This is a genomic window from Pseudomonas sp. CFII64 (genome assembly GCF_000416235.1).
Taxonomy (GTDB): domain Bacteria; phylum Pseudomonadota; class Gammaproteobacteria; order Pseudomonadales; family Pseudomonadaceae; genus Aquipseudomonas.
This window is the reverse complement of the sequence record NZ_ATLO01000053.1, coordinates 163,766-184,371: the sequence shown is the minus strand read 5'-3', so window position 1 is coordinate 184,371 and position 20,606 is coordinate 163,766. Positions and strand designations below refer to the sequence as shown.

Annotated in this window: 14 protein-coding genes; 12 read left to right on the top strand and 2 right to left on the bottom strand. The window is 60.1% G+C overall.

The genetic code is table 11. The features are described 5' to 3' along the window. Positions 1-23: 23 nt before the first annotated feature. From CFII64_RS28275 to csgH, 3 genes are read left to right on the top strand one after another with little or no spacing between them, the layout of a single operon-like run. Complete coding sequence (locus tag CFII64_RS28275; protein ID WP_020294314.1) at positions 24-887, top strand: CsgG/HfaB family protein; 864 nt, start codon at positions 24-26, stop codon at positions 885-887. 24 nt (positions 888-911) lie between these two features. After that, positions 912-1,418, top strand: a complete 507-nt coding sequence (locus CFII64_RS28270) for a curlin-associated protein (RefSeq protein WP_020294313.1) — start codon at positions 912-914, stop codon at positions 1,416-1,418. Positions 1,419-1,422: 4 nt separating this feature from the next. Then, positions 1,423-1,716, top strand: a complete 294-nt coding sequence (gene csgH, locus CFII64_RS28265; protein ID WP_020294312.1) for a curli-like amyloid fiber formation chaperone CsgH — start codon at positions 1,423-1,425, stop codon at positions 1,714-1,716. Positions 1,717-1,902: 186 nt separating this feature from the next. On the opposite strand, the gene CFII64_RS28260 is transcribed toward csgH, so the two are convergent. Beyond that, positions 1,903-2,874 (bottom strand): MBL fold metallo-hydrolase, encoded by a 972-nt coding sequence (locus CFII64_RS28260; protein ID WP_020294311.1) that lies wholly within the window; start codon positions 2,872-2,874, stop codon positions 1,903-1,905. 992 nt (positions 2,875-3,866) lie between these two features. Between CFII64_RS28260 and wecB the strand changes: the two genes are divergently transcribed. From wecB to CFII64_RS28225, 7 genes are read left to right on the top strand one after another with little or no spacing between them, the layout of a single operon-like run. Further along, positions 3,867-5,105 (top strand): non-hydrolyzing UDP-N-acetylglucosamine 2-epimerase, encoded by a 1,239-nt coding sequence (gene wecB / locus CFII64_RS28255; RefSeq protein WP_080290897.1) that lies wholly within the window; start codon positions 3,867-3,869, stop codon positions 5,103-5,105. Between the two features lie 39 nt (positions 5,106-5,144). Then, a complete protein-coding gene (locus CFII64_RS28250) occupies positions 5,145-7,358 on the top strand; it encodes a cellulose biosynthesis cyclic di-GMP-binding regulatory protein BcsB (protein ID WP_020294309.1) in 2,214 nt (737 codons plus the stop codon). 12 nt (positions 7,359-7,370) lie between these two features. Next, positions 7,371-9,479 carry a glycosyl transferase family protein gene (locus CFII64_RS28245; protein ID WP_020294308.1) on the top strand — a complete coding sequence of 703 codons (2,109 nt, stop codon included), beginning with the start codon at positions 7,371-7,373 and terminating at the stop codon, positions 9,477-9,479. Next, a complete protein-coding gene (locus CFII64_RS28240; protein WP_020294307.1) occupies positions 9,476-12,046 on the top strand; it encodes a bacteriophage N4 adsorption protein A in 2,571 nt (856 codons plus the stop codon). Before CFII64_RS28245 ends, CFII64_RS28240 begins: the two co-directional genes overlap by 4 nt. Positions 12,047-12,054: 8 nt before the next feature. Further along, entirely contained in the window at positions 12,055-12,720 is a 666-nt protein-coding gene (locus CFII64_RS28235) for an alginate O-acetyltransferase AlgF (protein WP_020294306.1), read from the top strand. Further along, positions 12,717-13,697, top strand: coding sequence for a twin-arginine translocation pathway signal precursor (locus CFII64_RS28230; protein ID WP_020294305.1), 981 nt, complete (start codon positions 12,717-12,719; stop codon positions 13,695-13,697). Before CFII64_RS28235 ends, CFII64_RS28230 begins: the two co-directional genes overlap by 4 nt. Then, positions 13,694-14,557, top strand: a complete 864-nt coding sequence (locus CFII64_RS28225; protein ID WP_020294304.1) for a hypothetical protein — start codon at positions 13,694-13,696, stop codon at positions 14,555-14,557. The genes CFII64_RS28230 and CFII64_RS28225 overlap by 4 nt, the downstream gene beginning before the upstream one ends. 43 nt (positions 14,558-14,600) lie before the next feature. On the opposite strand, the gene CFII64_RS28220 is transcribed toward CFII64_RS28225, so the two are convergent. Continuing rightward, entirely contained in the window at positions 14,601-14,870 is a 270-nt protein-coding gene (locus CFII64_RS28220) for a hypothetical protein (protein ID WP_020294303.1), read from the bottom strand. 737 nt (positions 14,871-15,607) lie between these two features. On the opposite strand from CFII64_RS28220, the gene CFII64_RS28215 reads away from it, so the two are divergent. Continuing rightward, entirely contained in the window at positions 15,608-17,770 is a 2,163-nt protein-coding gene (locus CFII64_RS28215) for a methyl-accepting chemotaxis protein (RefSeq protein ID WP_020294302.1), read from the top strand. Positions 17,771-17,879: 109 nt separating this feature from the next. After that, complete coding sequence (locus tag CFII64_RS28210) at positions 17,880-20,567, top strand: DUF3616 domain-containing protein (RefSeq protein ID WP_020294301.1); 2,688 nt, start codon at positions 17,880-17,882, stop codon at positions 20,565-20,567. The last annotated feature ends 39 nt before the right edge of the window (positions 20,568-20,606 follow it).

Here is a 20,606-nt window from a genome sequence, read left to right as displayed (position 1 = left end):
GGCTTTCTTGTAGAGGAACGACGATGCACATCCGCTCGTTATCAATGGTTGTATGTGCAGTATTGGTCGTCAGCGGCTGTGCCACTTCTCGTCCAGCGGCTACTTTCAATCCCGCTTCGCTGTCACCGCCCACCCAGATTTCCCGTGACCTGACCAACCTGCCCGCACCGGCCGGCCCCATCGCCGTCGCTGTGTATGGTTTGCGTGATCAGACCGGACAATACAAACCGTCGCCAGACAGTTCTTTTTCAACCGCTGTGACCCAGGGCGCTGCGTCCTTGCTGGTGACCGCGCTGCGTGATTCGCGCTGGTTCAAACCGGTCGAACGCGAAAACCTGCAGGACCTGCTCACCGAGCGCAAGATCATCCGCGCCCTGGAGCAACCGCAGGACAAGGCTCAGGTCCAGCTGCCCGCGCTGCGTCCGGCCAACCTGATCATCGAAGGCGCCATCGTCGCCTACGAAAGCAACGTGCGCTCCGGCGGTATCGGCGTGCGTTACCTGGGCATCGGCCCGTCCGAGCTGTACCGCCAGGACCAGGTGACCGTCAACCTGCGTGCCGTGGACATTCGCAGCGGCGAGATTATCCAGAGCATCACCACGACCAAGACCGTGTTCTCGATCCAGGTCGATTTCGGCGTGTTCAAGTACGTCTCGCTCAAGCACTTGCTGGAAGTTGAAACCGGGTTCAGCCGCAACGAACCGGTGCAGCAATGCGTGCGCGAAGCCATTGAAACCGCCTTGGTGCACATGGTGGCCCAAGGCGCGCGGGACGGCAGCTGGCTGCTGAAGAACCCGGACGATCTGAACAAGCCACTGCTGCAAAGTTATCTGAAGAGTTACGACGACCTGACGCTGTCCATGCCGCTGACCGGCTCGGATAAATAAAAACTTCTCAAAACGGAGCTGAACATGGCGTTTAACACCCAATACCTGCGATGGCTGGCAGCAGGACTGCTGGTCGCCAGTGGAATGTGTCAGGCATCAGACCTCCAGTCCGAACCACGTTATGCCGACATCAGCCGCGGCAACGTAGCCGCCATCACCCAGATCGGCGACTACAACAAGACGCGTATCGATCAGAACGGATCTGCGCAAAAGCTCGAGCAGATCCAGACCGGCACGCGCAACCAGGCGGTGATCAGCCAGAGCGGTACCGCCAACCAGGCCTACGTGCAGCAGACCGGGCGCAACAACGACCTGACACTGACTCAAACCGGCAGCTACAACCAGGCCAGCGCGGTACAGAACGGCACGGGCAACTCGGCCGTGGTCGCCCAGACCGGCGCGTACAACCAGGCTTACGTCAATCAATACGGAACCGGCAATCAGGCCAGCGTGCAACAGGCCGGTTTCAACGGCACCGCCACGGTCACCCAATACGGCAACAACTCCACCGCCAGCGTAAAACAGTGGTAAGCCAATGATCGACGTATCGCAACTGAGCCTGTCCATCGACGCCCAGCGCCACGGTGAAGCGGTCCTGATCCGCCCGCAACTGCAAAGCCCGACCCCGCTGACCTTGCAGTACCGCATGACGGTACGCCAGAGCAGCGCCAGCGGCACCTCCAGCATCAACCAGAGCGGCGACCTGCAAAGCGGCGCCGCAGGCTCGCTGGTCACCCTGAGCATGCCCAGCGGCGCCAGCTGCCAGGTACATCTGCAAGTGTTCCAGGATGACAAGCTGCTCAAGGAAGCTGATAGCGATTGCGAGTAACCTGGTCGGGGACTGGTCGACGCCTTCGGGGACAAGTCCCCTCCTACCGATTTGCACAATCCGGTAGGACCGGACTTGTCCGGGAAGGCGGCGGTCCTGCTGACAAGATCTTCAGCGTTTGCACGGGCGTCTTCGGCAATGAACGCCTCCTGCCGGGGTGCCGCCACCTACTCCCTGCAATAACGATCAATAGTCCCAGAACGCCGCGATCCAGCGAAAGGCGTCACCGTCGACGGCCACTCGGCCAACGGAAGGAAATGGCAAGTGGGTGGCGACCAACCATTCACCGCTCGCCGCCGCCTCTTGCATCAGACGCACCCGAACGCGAACCGACTCCTCAGGGTCATGTTCAAAGCCGTTGTGCCACTCGGGGTGCTGGAAAGCGACCGGAAACAGCGCGTCGCCGGCGAAGGTCAGGCGTTCGCCGAGGGAGTTTATGTAGACCACACTGTGTCCAGGGGTATGGCCGCCGGTCAGTTTGACGACCACGCCCGGCGCCACCTCATACTCGTCCTCGAACGTACGCACGTTGCTGCGGTAATCGTCTATGAACTGATTGGCGGTGGCGCGCAGGACGTCCGGCACCGGTGCCGGCATTTCGGTGTAGGTGAAATCGGGCAACTCCCAGAACGCAACCTCAGCCGCCGCAACGTGGATGCGTACATCCGGACGCAGACGGCTCTTCACTTCGTCAGCCAGCAGCCCGCCGATATGGTCCATGTGCATGTGCGTAATCACGATGTCGGTCACCGACGCGAGATTGATCCCGGCCGCTTCCAGTCGTTTGGGGAGCTGCCCGGCCCGCGGAAAACCGGGGAACTGCCCTCCCAGTCCAGCGTCGACGAGTATGAGCTGGTCGCTGCTGCGCACCACCAGTACGTTCAGCGCCCAATCGAACGCATCCGGCCCCAGATACATCTCCTTGAACCAGGCGGCACGATCAGCTGGACTGGCGTTGGTAGACATCGTCGAGGTCGGCAGCGGCAGCACCCCATCGCTGACCACCAGCACGTCAATTTCGCCGACCCGCAGCGCATAGCGCGAAGGCACCAGCTCCCCGAAGCCCAACCCGCCGTGCGAGGCGTGCAAGCTCACGTCTGATTGCTGCTGATCGTTGATTTGCCGATTTTGGGTTACGTGGTTCAGATGCGTTGTCATGATCGCTCTCCTGTTGCCTGGGTCAAGAAACTCGGGGGCTGGCCGCTCTCTCAAGATGAGCGCAAGGGCTTGCCAGGAGATAAGTCTGCGTCGCGACCATCGGACCCGAAACCATACCCGGGTATAGGCTGTGACCGCCGACTGGGCGCTGCAGGCCTGAATATCCGGGCTGAAGGCGAGTGCGAACGGCACACGTACGGACCGCAGAGGCGGCGGCATCACAGCGGCCGGGCTTCATACCAATGTATGTTTGGCCGCTGTGCGAATGCTGTGGTTATCACCGGAGTAAAAAGCAACTTCACTTTGAGCTGTCATCAGGAATATCACTCCGCGAATACCTTCGTTCCTCAGACATGCGTTAATTGCCACGATAGGCCTTTGATACTCCGACACCTACCCGATATAATTGACATCAATGTGCCACCACCGAATGAAATGTGAATCATTCGATGTTCTTTTTAATTAATACGCTTGCAACTGAACTTTTATTGTTCGACACTCGCTGCCTCGGGTCCGACAATATACAGGCGTCATTCCCGTGACTCTCACCTCCCCGCTTACCCCGTATTATTTCTATATGCCGCCGCTCGCGACCTCGGTATATAAGAAAAGGTCAATGCTTGCAGACGAGCGGTATTGTCCAGTTGCCAAACCCCTGTAAACAAAGGGCGAAACGCTAAACCAACAGCCTCTAAGGTTTCACCTGTTAAAAAGATCAAACCTGTAAAAGACCCATTAAAAAAACAAAAGTTTCACACCTAAGAATTAAACATTAATTTCGCACATTACCCTTTGCAGTTATCGCCGTTAGTGCTAATAATCCGGCCAGATCCGGGAAGCAAGGCAATGCGCCATCTCACACGAAGTGAATATCAAGCCTCCATTCCGATTAAGTCCCCGGCCCGATAAAACTCAATACGTTAGTTTGCTCAAGATGCCATCACACCTTGAGCAACTGTTGTGCGGCGCAAAAGCTGCGCGAGGAGGGCATCATCGCTCGTAGTCATTCAAGGATTAAAATCCTGTCGATTTTCGGCACACGTCCAGAAGCCATCAAGATGGCTCCTTTGGTCAAGGCACTGGCTGCAGAACCGGGTATCCACTCGCAGATCTGCATCACCGGCCAGCACCAGAGCATGCTTAAACAGGTGCTGGAGCTGTTCGATCTGAAAGCTGATTTCACTCTGGATGTGATGACGCCGCACCAGACCCTCAACTCGCTGACCGCTGCGCTGTACGGGGCGATTGATCCGGTGTTGGAGATGACCCAGCCTGATCGTGTGCTGGTGCATGGCGACACAACGTCCGCCATGGTCGCGTCGATGTGTGCCTTCCATCGCCGTATCCCGGTGGGCCATGTGGAAGCCGGGCTGCGTACCGGTGATATCTACAGCCCATGGCCGGAAGAGATGAACCGTCGCTGCATCGACCTGGGTGCCGACATGCTGTTTGCGCCGACTGACGAATCACGTCGCAACCTGCTGGGCGAACGCCTGCAAGGTCGCTCTTTCGTCACCGGCAACACGGTGATCGATGCCCTGCAGCTGACCGCGCAACGCATCGAGCAGGATGCCGGGCTGCGTGCCGGTCTGGACCAACAGTTTTCTTTCCTGCAGGCCGACCGCAAGGTCTTGCTGGTGACCGGGCATCGTCGGGAAAACTTCGGCGACGGCTTCCTCGATATCTGCAAAGCCCTGCGTCAGCTGGCCCAGCGCAGCGATATCCAGATCGTTTACCCGGTGCATTTGAACCCCAATGTTCTCGGGCCTGTGACGGAACACTTGGGCGACCTGCCCAATGTGCACCTGATCCAGCCACTGGATTACCTGGCGTTCGTGCGCTTGATGCAGCGTGCCCACGTGATCCTCACCGATTCCGGTGGCGTGCAGGAAGAAGCGCCGTCGCTGGGCAAACCGGTGCTGGTCATGCGTGATGTCACCGAGCGGCCTGAAGCCGTTGCGGCGGGCACCGTGCGTCTGGTCGGCACTTCGCCGGACTCGATCATCAGCGGCGTCAATGCGCTGTTCGACGATGACTTGCTGTGGCGTCGCGCCTCACAGGCGGCCAACCCTTACGGCGATGGCCAAGCCAGTTCGCGCATTGTCGATGCCTTGATGGGCCGTCCGGTCAACGACTTCGTCGTCGGTCAGTTGCAATTGCCCAAGTACCTTGAGCATGCGCAGACGCACACGGCAGCGGACAATACCCAGCCGGCGTCCACCTATCAGTAACAAACGCTCGTCCCCTCTATCAGCTTGAGATCTGCCTGAATGAAGTCTTCCGTTGCCACCCAAACGGGCGCGCTCAGCGCCCTTGCCTGTGGCGTGAGCCTGCTCGCGCTCATGCCGAACTTTGCCCTGGCGGCGGACAGTCCGCTCACCCAGGCGATCAATCGCCTCAATGCCGATACGCAGCAACAGCGAGAAATCCGCTTGCGGGATCTGGGGATCGACGCACCGATCATCCTCGGTTCCACCGATGCGCGTCGTGAGCTGTACCTGCCGGTTCCGGCCGGTGTGCCGCTGACCGATGCGTCGCTGACCTTCGATGCCAGTTACCTCAATGGCGAAGGCGGTCGCAACACCTTGCTGCTCTCGCTCGATGGCTACCCGGTCCGTGCCGAAGGCTTGAGCGAAGCCCAGGGCAACGCCAGCTCCACGCTGGGCGTCGACAAAGCCGCTCGCGACAGCGGCTCGGTCCGTCTGGGCGTGGCCTGGTCGTCGGTGGTTTCCCGGGTGCTGTGTGAAGACGAACGCGCCATCGGCAACGTGTTGCGCATCGAGCCCGATACCCGCCTCAATTACAGCTACGACGCCAACCTGTTGCAGGACGTCGGTGCCGCCTGGACCGCATTGCCGGGCAAACCCGGGATCATGGTCGCCCCGGGCAGCCTGAGCGCTGGCAGTTACGATGCCGCCTGGCGTCTGGGTGTGGCTCTGGAGCGGATCGGCAAACATGCGCGCATCCTGCCCTTCCCTGCCGTGCAAGACAGCGTCGACCTGAGCGCTCTGCGTATCCCGGCCGAACTGCAGAATATTCCGGCGTTCGCCGCACTCAATGGCAAGGGCGCGCATACCCTGGCCAACCCGGCGGAAATCGGCGCATTGCTGATGCTCGGTCAGACCCCGAACGTGCAGGCCGACCTGGCGATCAACGACCCGCAATTGCTCAAGGCGATCAATGAATCCCTGGACGCCTTGCAGAGCCAGTTTCAAGGCGCCGACGCAACCGCAGGCGCTGCGTTCACGCAATGGCGCGAGCGTCATGTGAATGCAGGTCTGGCTGCCAAAGGCACCGACAACGTGCGTCTGGCCTTACTCGGCACGCGTCCGGTGTTGATGATCGCGCCAGAAGCCACCGGCAAAGCCATGGCCCTGTTCAGCAGCGCCTGGAACAAGCTGGCGCGCAGCCGCACCTTGACGGTCAGCGAAGCACAAATGCCGTTGAGCGCCGATGGCCGCTTGGCCCTGGCTAATCTGGGCGGCAACCCCGGCACCATCGACGTACTCGCCAAGTCCGACTGGAGCGCTTCGTTCCCATTGGGCAGCGTCGCCTACGACGGTCGTCTGCCGGTCCAGGCGGTGGTGGACGTGTCCGCCGCACCAGGTGCTTCGGACACCGCGCCAGTGGCTTCGGTGTTTCTCAACGACTACCTGATTGGCGCGCAACAACTGGTTGCCAACGGCGAGAAGCAACGTATCGAAGCGCGAATTCCAAGCTACGCCCTGGGCTCGAAAAACGTGCTGCGCGTGTCGTTCCAGCGTCAGCCGGTCAGTGATCGCTGCCTGGAAACTCCGCAAGCGTTCCCGGTTTCGGTATTGCCGACCAGCCACATCGTGCTGGACAAAATCAGCCTGAATGATGGCTTCTCCGGCATGGCCGCGCGCTACGCCATGAACACGCAAATCCTCGTGCCTCAGGCGTATCTGGATCACCCGGCAAGCAGCTTGCCGCAAGTGATTTCGGTGGCCGATGGCGCGGGTGTTTCGCCACTGCGCGCTGAACTGAAAGTCAGCGCCGATCCAAAAGCCACGGTCACGCCGGACAAAGACTTCCTAGCCTTCGAGTTGCCGCTCAAGGACAGTAAGGAATCGGTTCAGGTCGATGATCAGGGTCGCCTGCGCATCAATCACAAGGACCAGCCGCTGCTGGATCTGCACCCGCTCAATCACCTGGCTTCGCTGCAGGCCGTGGACGCCGGTGGCCAGCACGGCCTGATCTACCGCGCCCTGGGCAGCGACGCGCCAACCTTCGCCAAACCGGTGCTGTTGACCCGTGGCGACGTGACGATTCTGGGCGACAACGGCGTGGTGACGACTTTCGATACCAAGGACCCGAGCGGTAGCCAGTTCATCGATAAAGAAGAACCTAAAGGCCTCGACGCCTGGCGCACCCCTTCGCTGTTGTGGCTGATTCCCGGCGGCATCCTGTTGGTGCTCATCCTGATGCTGGCTGGCCGTAGCGCCCGTCGCAATCGCCAGTAACGGAACCCTTCGATGACGTCGCTTTATTGGCCCTACTGGCTGGCCCATTACTACAGCTTCCTGGAAGTCGCGACCATTGTGATCGCGGTGCTGATCCTGATCTCCAGCCTGGACGATCTGTTCATCGACCTGTGGTACTGGTCTCGCCGCCTGTTCCGCAAGTTCACCGTGGACCGCAAATACCGGCCACTGACCGCCCGGCAACTGCTGGATCGGGATGAACAGCCGTTGGCGATCATGGTCCCGGCCTGGCTGGAATACGACGTCATCGCACCGATGATCGAGAACATGGTGTCGACTCTGGATTACCAGAACTATGTGGTCTTCGTCGGCACCTACATCAATGACCAGCGCACCATCGATGAGGTGGAGCGCATGCGTCGGCGCTACAAGCAGTTGCACCGCGTGGAAGTCCCGCATGCCGGGCCGACCTGCAAGGCCGACTGTCTGAACTGGGTGATCCAGGCGATTTTCCTGCACGAGAAAACCCACGGCATGACCTTCGCCGGCGTCGTGCTGCATGACAGCGAAGACGTGCTGCATCCACTGGAACTGCGCCTGTTCAACTACCTGTTGCCGCGTAAAGACATGATCCAGTTGCCGGTCGTGTCTCTGGAACGCAACTGGTACGAATGGGTGGCAGGCACCTACATGGACGAGTTCGCCGAATGGCACGGCAAGGATCTGGTGGTCCGCGAAAGCATGACCGACACCGTGCCTTCGGCCGGCGTCGGCACCTGCTTCTCGCACCGCGCCCTGCAAGTGCTGGCCGGGGAAACCCAGAACCAGCCGTTCAACACCGACAGCCTCACCGAGGACTACGACGTTGGCGCGCGCCTGGCCAAAGTCGGCATGAACGCGATCTTCGTGCGCTTCCCGGTGGAATTCCGCGTGCTGCGCAAATCGTGGTTTCGCAAACCCTATGAATCGACCCTGAAGATGCCGCTGTGTGTGCGCGAATTCTTCCCGGACACTTTCCGCACCGCGTTCCGCCAAAAAGCGCGCTGGACCCTGGGTATCGGCCTGCAAGGCTGGGAACAGATGGGCTGGAATGGCTCGCTGGCCAACCGTTACCTGCTGTTTCGCGATCGCAAAGGCGTGGTGACGGCGTTCGTCAGCATCCTGGCCTACGTGATTCTCGTGCAACTGGTGGCGCTGATCATCCTGCGCCAAAGCGGGTTGTGGGACGTGAGTTTCCCGACGCCGTTCGAAGCCAATGGCTGGATCAAGTACCTGCTGATCGCCAACGGTATTGCCTTGGGCTGGCGCATCCTGCACCGCTGTTACTTCACCACGGTGTTGTACGGCTGGCAGCACGGTTTGCTGTCAATCCCGCGCATGGTGGTCGGCAACTTCGTCAACTTCATGGCCGCGTCCCGGGCGTGGCGTATGTTCCTGGTCGGCAAGGCGCTCAATCGCAAGCTGGTCTGGGACAAGACCATGCACGATTTCCCGTCCACCGATCTGGTTGCCGCCGCGCCGCGCAAGCTGGGCAGCGTGTTGCTGTCCTGGCAGGCGATCAACGACACTAACCTGCAAACCGCTCTCGACGAACAACAGACCCGGCACATGCCGCTGGGGCGCATCCTGCTCAGCCACGGCTGGCTGGATGACGAAACACTGGCTGAAGCCATCGCCTTTCAGAACGATCTGCCACGGGTTTTTGATGTCGCGCATAAAGCCAAAGCGTCGCTGTTGACCGACGAATTCGCCCTGCGCTGGCGCGTGGTGCCGTTGGGGCTCAACGAGGAAGGCCGCGCGCAAATCGCCGTGGCCAGCCCGTTGACCGCCGAAGGCCTGCAACAGATCAGCGACGAACTGGGCAGCGAGCCGGTGCAGCTGATTGCCCGGGAAAGTGAAATCGTCGCGCAATTGCGCAACGTCAACGCTATCGATGGCCAGTCCGTGCCCAATGCCAAAGCGCCGCTGCTGGGCGATTTGCTGATCGAAATGGGCTTGCTGGACCGCGACGTGTTCAGCCGCGCCATGCTCAATTATCGCCCGCAGCATCACGGCCGCATTGGCGACTATCTGGTCGATATCGGCGTGTTGCCCCGCGCCACCATCGAACAGGCCGTGGCCCGTCAGCACAGTCACTATCCAACGGAGCTTCCGGCATGAACCGCCCCTTCCTGACGCTCATGGCCACGGGGCTGAGCCTGTTGCCTGCGCTGGCTCATGCCGAAATCCTGCCGCTGCCGTTGAGCGGTCCGGCTTACCAGACCGCCAACGATGCGTACAGCGCTTACGACCGCAAGGACTACGATCTGGCCATCGCCAAGGCCCGCGAAGCCTTGCGTCAGCGCGCCGATGTCACCCGTTTGAACCGGTTGATCGTGCAGGCGCAACGCGACAAGGAACTGCGCGATCACCCCAAACGCTACCCGCAATCGCGTCAGGCGCCGGGTTTTGGCGCAGCGGCGCAGGCGTTCAAGGCTTACGATCGCGACGACTTCGGCGTGGCCGCCCAGTCCGCGCGCAAAGCCATCGCCCAGGCACCCAAGCGCATGGATTATCGGCTGCTGCTGATTGAATCACTGCAGCGCCAACAGCATCTGCAAGAAGCCGATCAGGCCACCACCGAAGCCCTTCGGGTATTCCCGGATGACGACACCTTGCTGATGCGCCGCGAAGCCATTCGCCGTCAGTTGGCCGCACCGCTGGCCATTGCCGGTTATCGCGCCCTGGAAGGCGGCAACCTGCCGCTGGCCGTGGACCAAGCGCGCAAGGCCGTGGCCTGGGCACCGGAAATCGGCGCTCATCAGCAACTGCTGATCAGCACGTTGATCGCCGCCAAGGATTACCGCGCCGCCGAACTGGCCGCCACCGGCGCACTGGCTCAGGACGATGGCGAAACCGCGCCGTGGATTCTGCGCAGTTACGCCCTGGATCGTCAGGGCAAGACCCAGGCCGCGCAGGCTGATCTGAATCGCGCGCTGGCCATCGACGGCCTGCTGGATTCGGAAGTGCGCGAGATTCGTTTCTTCGCCGCCGACCTGGCGCTGGCCAACAATGAGCCGCAACAGGCGTTGGACCAATTGCAAAAACTGCCTGCTGATACCGGCGGCGAAGTCGCCCGCCGTCGCGCCGCTGCGCAGGTCGCCTTGCGCCAGAAGAACAACGGCCTGAAAACCGCGATTCGCTTCCCCGCGCCGGCGCTGAACTGCCAGGAAAGCGCGTTCGGTCTGATCTGTGATATCTGGCCCGGTAACCAACGCGACGGCGGCACTGACATGGCCGTGCAGGCTTACGCTGCACTGGCCCGCAAGGACTCCGCTTCAGCGGCGGCGCTGGCGAGCCAGGCCATTAGCCGTGCGCCGCAGAACCCGAATTATCGCAGCCTGTTGGTCAGCGCCCTGACCGAGCAGAAACGCCTGCCCGAAGCGGTCGGCGCAGCCACCGATGGCCTGCAAGCCAATGGCGACGATGCACGCCTGTTGGCCCAGCGCGGTCGTCTGCGTCAGCAAACCGGAGATGACGCCGGTGCGCGTCGAGACTTCACCCAAGCCCTGGCGCTGGGCAGCCTGCCGACTTACGAAGAAGCCAGCCTCTACGCCGCGCTGGGTCAGCGCCGCACCGCCCGAGAACGCTTGCAGCAAGCACGCAATGCCGGCGAACTGGATGGCATGACTGATTTGCAGGTCGCTTATCTGTCGGTTCAGGCCGGCGACGATGATGCCGCTCATGAGTCATTCCGCAAGGCCGATGCCGCCAGGCCACTGCCGCCGACCGCCACTCAGGATGCGGCCTACACCGCCATGCGGGTCAATGACGACGAGCACGCGGTGGGCTATTTCAAGCGGGTGATCGACGCGAAGAATGCTGGCGCGCTGGACATGCCTGAACAGCAGCTGTTCGACACCCGACGCGCCGTGGCGGATGTCTCGCGCACCTGGGGTTTGACCAGCACCACCAGCTATCGCGGCAACAGTTCCAGCAGCGGTTTGAGCTCGGCGCCAAGCACCGGCACCAATAATGGCAATGGCGGCAGCGGCAGTAGCAGCAACGACAGCCTGCAAAACAGCACCGAGCTTTCGTGGCGTCCGCTGGGTTACCGCAACGCCCGCTTCGTCGAGCTTTACGGTCGGGTCACTGACACGCTGTGGAGCAAGAACAGTGATTCCGATACCGGTTTCGACGCCTTGCAAGGCGCACTCGGCGTACGGGTCAAGCCGTTCACGTCGCTGAACGTCATGGCCGCCGTTGAGCGCACCTTCCCGCTGGGTTCCTCTGATGTCGATGGCGACTGGCTGCTGCGTCTGGGCTACGGCTCCAGCATCGGCACCGACCTGCGGGTCGATACGCCCAGCTGGTGGACGTCGCAGTTGTTCGCCGAGGCCGGACATTACGTCAATGATTCGCGCAATTACATCAATAGCGAATGGCAAGGCGGTCGCAGCTACGCCATCGGCGGCACCGGCTCGCGCTGGGTGACCTTTCCCCACGTGGTGGCCGCGTTCGACTACGACTCGAAGATGGACAGCGAAACCAGATCCGACGGCAGCACCGACTATTCGTCCGGCCGCGCCGGTGGCGTTGGCGTGGGTAACAACGTGCGTTACTGGTTCCGCGAAGACACCTACAACGCGCCGCGCTCCTATGTGGATTTCTCGCTGCAATACCGAGTGAAAGTGTTTGGCGATGATCGCGCCAAAGGCGTGTTTGCTCGCCTGACTTACTCCTATTGAGGACTTTTATGCACCCTCGTATTCGTCTGTTCCTGGGCGTCGGCCTTGGGCTGGGCCTGGCCTCGACAGCGGCGCAGTCCGCGTCGGAAATCGCCCAGCTCTACGCGCCGAAACTGCCGGAAGGTTCGGCCTGGGTGCGGGTGGTCAATCCATCTGACAGCGCCGTGCAGGTGAGCGTGGATCAAAAGCCCGCCGTTGCCCTGTCGGCGCAGTCGCTGGTCGCAAGCCCGTTTCGGGTAGTGGACTCACGACAGCCGCTGAACATCACGGTCAACGGTCGGCCGCTAAAAGGCCTGAGCGTGCCGAAAAACGCCTTGGTCACGCTGGTACTCGATAACGAATTCGCCGCCGCACCTCGGGTCATCATCGATCCGCAGTTGCGGGGCAAAGACCTGCGCGCCGAGCTGAACATCTACAACCTCAGCGCCGGCTGTGAAAAGGCCGACATCAAGCTGGCCAATGGCGCCAGCGTGTTCAGCCAGCTGCCGCTCAAAGGCCAGGCGCAACGCACCATCAACCCGGTGCAGGCGACCTTGATTGCCAGCTGCGAGCAAAGCGCCAGCCTGCCGCTCACCCTCGAGCCGTTCAAGGCAGGTGATCGCTACAGCCTGTTCCTCGTCGGCTCGCGCCAGACCCCACGCCTGATTGGCCTCGTTGACCAGACTGCCCCATGACTACTCACGTAAAACCTCAGCGTTTCCTGCCCGTCTGCGCGCTGTTGGCTGGCGTGCTACTCAGCCTGTCCGGCACCGCCGTGCACGCCGCTTCGGCGGTCATCACCGGCAAGGACGGCTGGCTGTTTCCGGCGTGGGAAAGCCTGAACAAAGTCGATAACGCCGGCACTGCGCGCAGCATCGGCCTGATCAAGGACGTTCAGCAGCAACTTGCCCGCGAGAAAATCGCCCTGGTGGTGCTGGTGGTGCCGATGAAAGCGCCGTTTTACGCCCAGCGTCTGCCAGCCGATCAGCCGCTGAGCCCGGCGGTGGTGCAGCGTTACGACCGTTTGCAAAACGAGCTGGGCAAAGCCTCGCTGACCACGTTGAACATCAAGCCGATCCTGCAACAGACCGAACAAGGCAAACAGACCGCGTTTTACCGCGCTGATTATCACTGGACCGCCTGGAGCGCCGAAAACACCGCCGACGCCACCGCGAAACTGATCACCGGCCGCTATCGCCTGCAAGGCGAACCCGGCGGTGGCGCGGTGCTGGGCGAATGGTTCGACAAGCGTGCGTTCGGTGATCTGGCCAGCAACTTCCTGCCCGCCATCAAGCGCAAGGCGATTGGCCGCGACATCTACACCGTGCGGCATCAGGTCGAAAAAGACCTGCTGATCGACGACGCTCCGGCGCCGGTCCAGGTGATCGGCAACAGCTTTGTGCAGCCGTATCTGGGCTTTACCCAGAAGCTGTCCAACGCGCTGGATCGTCCCGTCACCCTGACCTGGAACCCCGGCGATGTCGGGCCTTGGGCGACGCTGCTGCAATATCTGGAATCCTCGGACTTTGCCCAGCACAAGCCGCAAGTGATTGTCTGGCAATTCAATGAGGGCCAGTTTCATCTGGGCCCCGACGCGGCTGCCAACTGGAACGCCAAAGGCGTGACTTCGCTTAACCAGTGGCACCAGCGCATCAAGAAGGCGCTTCCTTGAAGATTCTCGGCAAGACCCTCAGTCGTGCCAGCCTAGGTGTTCTGCTGGTTGCAGCGACGCTTGGAACAGGTACCGCCATGTTGTACGTCACGGCTGTAAAACCGCTGGACCCCGGCATCGTCGGCATCGTCTGGCAGCCAGACAACAAAACCGTCGGCATCAAGGGCGACTGGCAAAAACTCGGCGCTCGGGAGTTGCTGGTGCAATGGACCGTGGTCGACGATCAGGCGTTCGTGCCTGGCACCGGCCTGCCCAACGTGCCGGTATTGCCGGACTGGGCACGCATCGCCAAAGAGCCCTGGGCTCAGGATGTGATCGTCGGGTTGGCGGGTTACTTCAGCGAAAACCGCTCGCGGGACAACATCGAACAACTGGCCGCCGTCTCCGAACGCATCGCTAAACTGCCGACGCCGCTGCACGTCACCGGCTATTACTTCCCGGCCGAAGTCGACCCCAGCTGGACCCGCGCCAAGGAACTGCCCGCGCTGCTGGCCAAGCTGCCGCGTCCGTTGTGGATCAGCGTCTACGACGGCGCCAACATCGGCCCCGCCGCCACTGCCGACTGGCTCAAGCAATGGCTGCCGGACGACATCGGCGTGTTCTTTCAGGATGGCGTCGGCGTCTATGCCCGTACCGCGCCGGTGGCCCGCACTTACGCCGACGCTCTTCGCGAACGCCTGGGCAAAGACCGCGTGCGCATCATCGTCGAGGCTTTCCGCCCCAACTACGGCGGCGGCTTCCGCTCTGCCACCGCCGCCGAGCTGAAACCGCAACTGGCCGCCTACGACGGCTACCCGCTGTATCTGTTCGACGGCCCGCACTACGTGACGCCGGCGTTGGTCAAGGCGTTGGCGAAGTAAGACCTGCCATGTCGCTGACGCCCCCTGGATCAGGTGCCGCCGATCAATCAGGTTGCGCGACGAGACGTGCGCCTTTCTGAGTGACCTTCTGGCCTGGGGTGAAGCGGGCGTTGGGGGAGCGCACGATGCTGCGCTCGCCCTGGCTGTTTTCTATTTCATAGGCAGTGCCGCTCAGGTCGGACGCTTCCTGAACGGTGCCTCCCATCCAGAAACCGGCACCCACGCCAGCAATTGCCCCAATAGGGCCAGCAGCGGCACCTATCATCAATCCGGTCAGCGCGCCGTAACCTTTGCCTGCGGTGGTTTCGGGCACTTCCCGAATAACCTGGTCTGCCAGCGTCAAAGCGGGTACGAAGGCGCATACGGATAAGCAAAGGAGGATTGCACTTCTCATGTTGATTCCTATAAATCAGTTAAAGGCATCTTGTCCTTTCATTAAGCGTGCCAATGAAAAATTCCTTTACATTCATATAGATAGGATTTCATAGGTCATAATGACCCTGTCAACAAGGGTCTTTATGACCTTTCTACACGTGTCTTTATGACTCAGATCAATATTCGGGAACAGGCTTGAGAGGATGATGGACGAGCCGTCACGAAGACTTGCACTGCAATCCTGAGCATCTTGATACGGATTCCCACGTTTTCCGCGTAGGGGATAATCACAATCATCAACTACCCAATGCCTGTAGTCCCACGAACTGTAATTACCGCGGCCTATAAGATAGCCAGCTAATAGTTAGCGAAGTGTCTTCTCAGTGACAGCTGTATTTAGCGATAACAGCAGTTGGATCCAAATTTTACAGCAAACAGCACAACAGTGCAGTTCAAAACGCCTGACTGCTATGCATTCGCATCAACTCCCCGCCAACACATCCGCTTATTAGATATTCTTGAGCCTATCGCCAGAAAATATAAACATATCCGATACCTAAGTAGCATATACACAGGTAATGGCTAATTGGAATTATGGCAATGCCTTGGTGTACATCCTGCCGCCCTTATTAGCAGGCGACAATTGTTTCTGAAAGCCGTACAGGAACCCTACCTATGAAATTCAAATCCTTGCAGACCCGCATTTGTACCACCGCCGGTATCTGTCTTTTTATTTCCTGTACAAGCCTTGTTTTGTATGGACTCTATTCTTCAAAAGCCAATGAAGCGTTCGTCTCCACTGAAGTCTCGAAGCTGGTTCAGGATGCGACTATTCGCGAGGTAAAAAACCTTGCTGAATCACGCGCCACGGCTATTCAGGCCAAACTGCAGACAGCGCTGGATGCTGCGCGAGTCATGGCCAACACCTTCGCGACGAGTAAATCAGCCAATAGCTCACTGCTGGTGGGCCGCGAACAGATCAATGCCGTATTACTGGGCGTGCTCAAGGACAACCCTGAGTTCAATGGCACTTATTCCTGCTGGGAGCCCGATGCGCTGGATGGTCTGGATGCCTCCAACCGTGACGGACAGAATGGCAACAACCCGGCGACAGGGCGCTTCACCCCGTACTGGACGCGCAGCGCCGATGGTCGTGTCGCCGTGCAGCCATTGGTTGAATACGACACTCAGGATCGTCATCCCAATGGAGTATTGAAAGGCGGCTGGTACAGCGGCCCTCGCGACACCCTTCAAGAGAGCGTGCTTGACCCTATCCCCTATGTGGTTCAAGGCAAGAACGTCTGGCTGACCACTCTTTCAGTGCCGGTGGTGGTGAATAACAAGTTTTACGGCGTTGTCGGCGCCGACTACAACCTGGATTTCATTCAGAAACTGAGCGAAGAAATGTCAGCCGGTTTGTATGGCGGCAAGGGTTCGGTTTCGATTCTGAGCAATCAGGGCCTGGTCGTTGCAGACAGCCAGCATGCCGAGTTGATCGGCCAAAGTTTGAAAACACTTATACCGCAGACCTGGGAGAAAACACTCGCCGATATCAAGTCTGGAACCGGAAATGGACATTTAAATGAGGCGACGCAAAACATTGAAGTATTGATGCCTATTGCGTTGGGACGCACCAGCAAGCCATGGTCGATATTGATTCGGCTGCCCAAAGCCGAGGTAATGAGCCAGGCGATTGGTCTGGAGAATGAACTTCAGGCCCGCAGTAACAGCAGCAGCATGTTGCAAATCCTGGTCGGACTGGGTGTTTCTGTGTTGGCCTTGATAGCCCTGTGGATTGCCGCCGGTAAAATTGCCGGTCCGATCAAGGAAGCCGCCACACTTGCCTTGCAAATCAGCCAGGGCGAATTTTCAAAACGTCTGGAAAAAACTTCCGAAGATGAAGTCGGGCAACTTTCTGTTGCACTCAATGAGATGTCCGACAGTCTGCAAAGACAAGTAAAAGTTGCCGAACGAATATCCGAAGGCGATCTTGATCTTGAGGTGACGCTGTCCTCACAAAACGATCAGTTGGGCAAGGCCTTGCAGAAAATGGTGCGCAACCTCAACAACCTGATCATCGAAGTGCAGGCGAATGCCACGCAAATCACCGGCAGTTCGGCACAGGTCAGCGAGCTGAGCCATAACCTTTCCGACGGCGCCGCTAACTCAGCCTCTTCGATCACCGAAATCAGTGCCGCGATGACCCAAATGGCAGCGCAAACCAACGAAAACGCGGAGAACGCAGAAAAGGCCGATGAACAATCACAATCCTCACGCTCCGATGCCGGACAAAGCGATCAGTTGATGAGCGAACTGATCTCGGCCATGGGCGAGATTGATGAAGCGGGTAAAGACATCACGGCCATTATCACCACCATCGACAACATCGCTGCCCAGACCAACCTGCTGGCGTTGAATGCTGCCATCGAGGCCGCGCGCGCCGGGGAACTGGGCCGCGGCTTTGCAGTGGTCGCCGATGAAGTACGCAGCCTGGCCGCCCGCAGCGCCGAAGCCGCACAACAAACAGCGGCATTGATTGCCGACTCGTCAATCAAGACCCAACGGGGCATGGTCATTGCCAGCCGCACCGCCAGCTCCCTTAAAGGCATCGTTACCGGCACCAGCCAGGTCTCGACGCTGGTTTCGTTGATCTACCAGGCCTCCAGCGAACAGGCTTCCGGGTTGCGCCAGGCCAGCATTGGTCTGGAGCAAATTGACGAAGTGACTCAGCAGAATAATGCCAGCTCCCAGGAATGCGCTGCCGCTGCCCAGCAACTTTCTGAACGCGCCGCCGCGATGCAGCGGGCCTTGAGCAGTTTCAAGGTCAAGCGCGCCTGAGGATCACAAAGGCTCCACATGCAGCAATCTGTATCGGCACTGACACAATTCGGTAAACCAGCCTTGTTAACGTCCGAGGTCTTTAACTCCAAGACGGACCTCGGTAGCCATGGCCACGACGCTCGAAACAGTCAGTTCCTTCTATAAAAACATGCTCGGCCGCGATGCCTCCGCCAGCGAAACAGCCTACTGGGTCGGGCGTATCGACAGCGGCGCGCAAAGTGTTGCGGACGTGGTGACGGCCTTCACCGTTTCGGCAGAAGCGGCGACTAACGTGGCGCCGATTGTCGAGCTCTACTTCACGGCTTTCGGTCGCGCGCCGGACACCGCAGGTTTGCAGTACTGGATCAGCGCCAAACAGAACGGCATGAGCCTGGGGCAAATCACCCAGGCGTTTACCCAGGCCCAAGAGTTCGCCCCCAGCGCCAAAAGTGATGACACGGGTTTTCTGACCACGCTGTTCCAGAACGCACTGGGCCGGGCACCGGACGCCGCAGGCCTGAGCTATTGGACTGACCAGCTGGCCAACGGCATGAGCCGGGATCAGGTGCTGTCATCCATCAGCGACTCGCGGGAAAGTGACAGCAGCGTGGCGGTCAAGGCGCAGGTCGCGCTCACGTACAACGGTTTACTGGGTCGTGCGCCGACGACCGCTGAACTCACCACCATCGTGCAGAATCAGGGCCAGAAAACCCTGGCCGACCTGATCAAATCCACCGCCGATGATCTGCTGGCAGGCGCTGGCAGCACGCCTGTCATTCCTCCAGTCACGCCAACGACACCCACCACGCCGACAACCCCAAGCCCTGCGCTGGAAGCGACTTTCACGCCCAAGGCGGGCACCAAAACCGGGTCTTCGGACGCCTCGGCGGCCGTGGCGCTGGACAGCAAATACATGATCGTCGGTGACGACGAGGCCAATGTCCTGCGCGTTTACGACCGCGAAGGCGGCAGTGCCGTTTACGAGTGGGATTACAGCGCAGCGCTGGGCATCAGTGGCGAAGTCGATGTGGAAGCGGCGGCGCTGGTGGGCGACACGCTGTACCTGACCGGCTCTCACAGCAACACCAAAAAAGGCGTCGATGCCGACAGCCGTGAAGTGGTGTTCAGCGTCAAGGTCGGCGGCACCGGCGCCAACACCACGTTTACCTATCAGGGCAAGTTCACTGGCTTCGAAGCGGCGTTGGTGGCTTGGGATCAGAGTGGCGCCAATGGCAAGGCGGCGGGCTATTTTGGTTTTGCCGCGTCATCAGGCGCAGGCATTGCGCCGGAAAATACCAATGGTTTTTCAATCGAAGGCATGACCACCTCCATCGACAATAACCAGTTGTGGCTGGGCTTCCGCGCCCCGCAAACCGACACCACAACCCGCGACAAAGCGTTGATCGTGCCGGTGGAAAACTACCAGGCATTACTGGCCGGCACCGCCACTGCGCCGGTATTCGGCGCCGCTATCGAACTGAATCTGGGCGGCCGTGGCATACGCTCCATCGACAAGGCCGCCGATGGCAGCGGTTACCTGATCATCGCCGGGCCGGCGGGCGGCGCTTCCGAGCAAGTCACCAATGACTTTCGCCTGTTCACCTGGGACGGCAAGGCAGCGAGTCAGCCGCAAGAACTGGACAACAATCTGGATGCGCTGCTCAAGGCCACAGGCGGCAGTTTCGAATCCATCGTGTCGCCGGCCAGCATCAAGCCCGGCACCCAGATCCAGCTGCTGCAAGACAACGGCGATACGGTTTGGCCCGGCCAGACCGAGGTATCCAAAGACCTGCCTCCCGCCAATCAGCAATTCAAAGGCAACCTGATCACCCTGGGTTCGCCGACGATCGACAAAACCGCGCCGGTCCTGGTGGCGGCAGCCCCAGCCGATGCGGGCACCGGCGTGGCAGTCAGCAGCTCGTTGTCGTTTACCTTCGATGAAGGCGTGGCACTGGGCAAAGGCACCCTCCAATTGCTGAACGCAGACGGTACGCTTGTACAAAGTTTCGCGGCGGGCAGCCCGCAGGTAAAAGTGGACTTCAACAAGATCACCCTGCAGCCCACCAGCAAGCTGCACGCCACCACCGATTACAGACTGGTGATCAACACCGACGCGATTACCGACCACTCGGGCAACGCCCTGGCGAGCAAAACCATCAGTTTCACCACCGGCGCATTACCGCACTACGACTTGCTGATCACCGAGGTCAACTCCAATGCCGAAGGTGGCGATTTTTTCGAGATCTACAACTACGGCTCCACCACCATTGACCTGAGTGGCTGGAAGATGAACGACGAGGCCGGCACTTTTCTCGGGGCAACCAGCCTGCCGTCGAGCCTGACCCTGGCCGCCGGCAAAAGCCTGGTGGTTGCCTCGATCACAGCGGACAAGTTGAGCGCCTTCAAAAGCGTATGGGGCTTGAGCGACACCAGCAATCTGATCAGCATCGATGGTCCAGGGTTGGGTAAAAAAGACGCCGTGATCCTGTTTGACAGCAATGGCAACGTCGCGACGTCGCTGAACTACGGCGCAGCCACCATCACCGCAAGCGACGGCACTCTGGTAGCCCAGGCGCTGGCGACCAAGACCTTCACCAACGACCAGCATGCTGGCGCGGCCTATGGCAGTACCGCCACCGCATCGGCCATGTGGGACGGCGTCTCGACCAGCAATCCGCATTACGTAGGTGCAGTCAGCGGGCAACTGGGCGCCTACGCCCAAACCGCCAAACCCGCTTCAGTCGGCTCGCCTGGCATCGTCGAAATAATCCAGAGCGGCGTACCGCTGGTTCAGGACCAAAGCCTGGTAGCGTAAACCGGGCGAGCAGAAAACAGACCCGGCGAGTCATTCGCG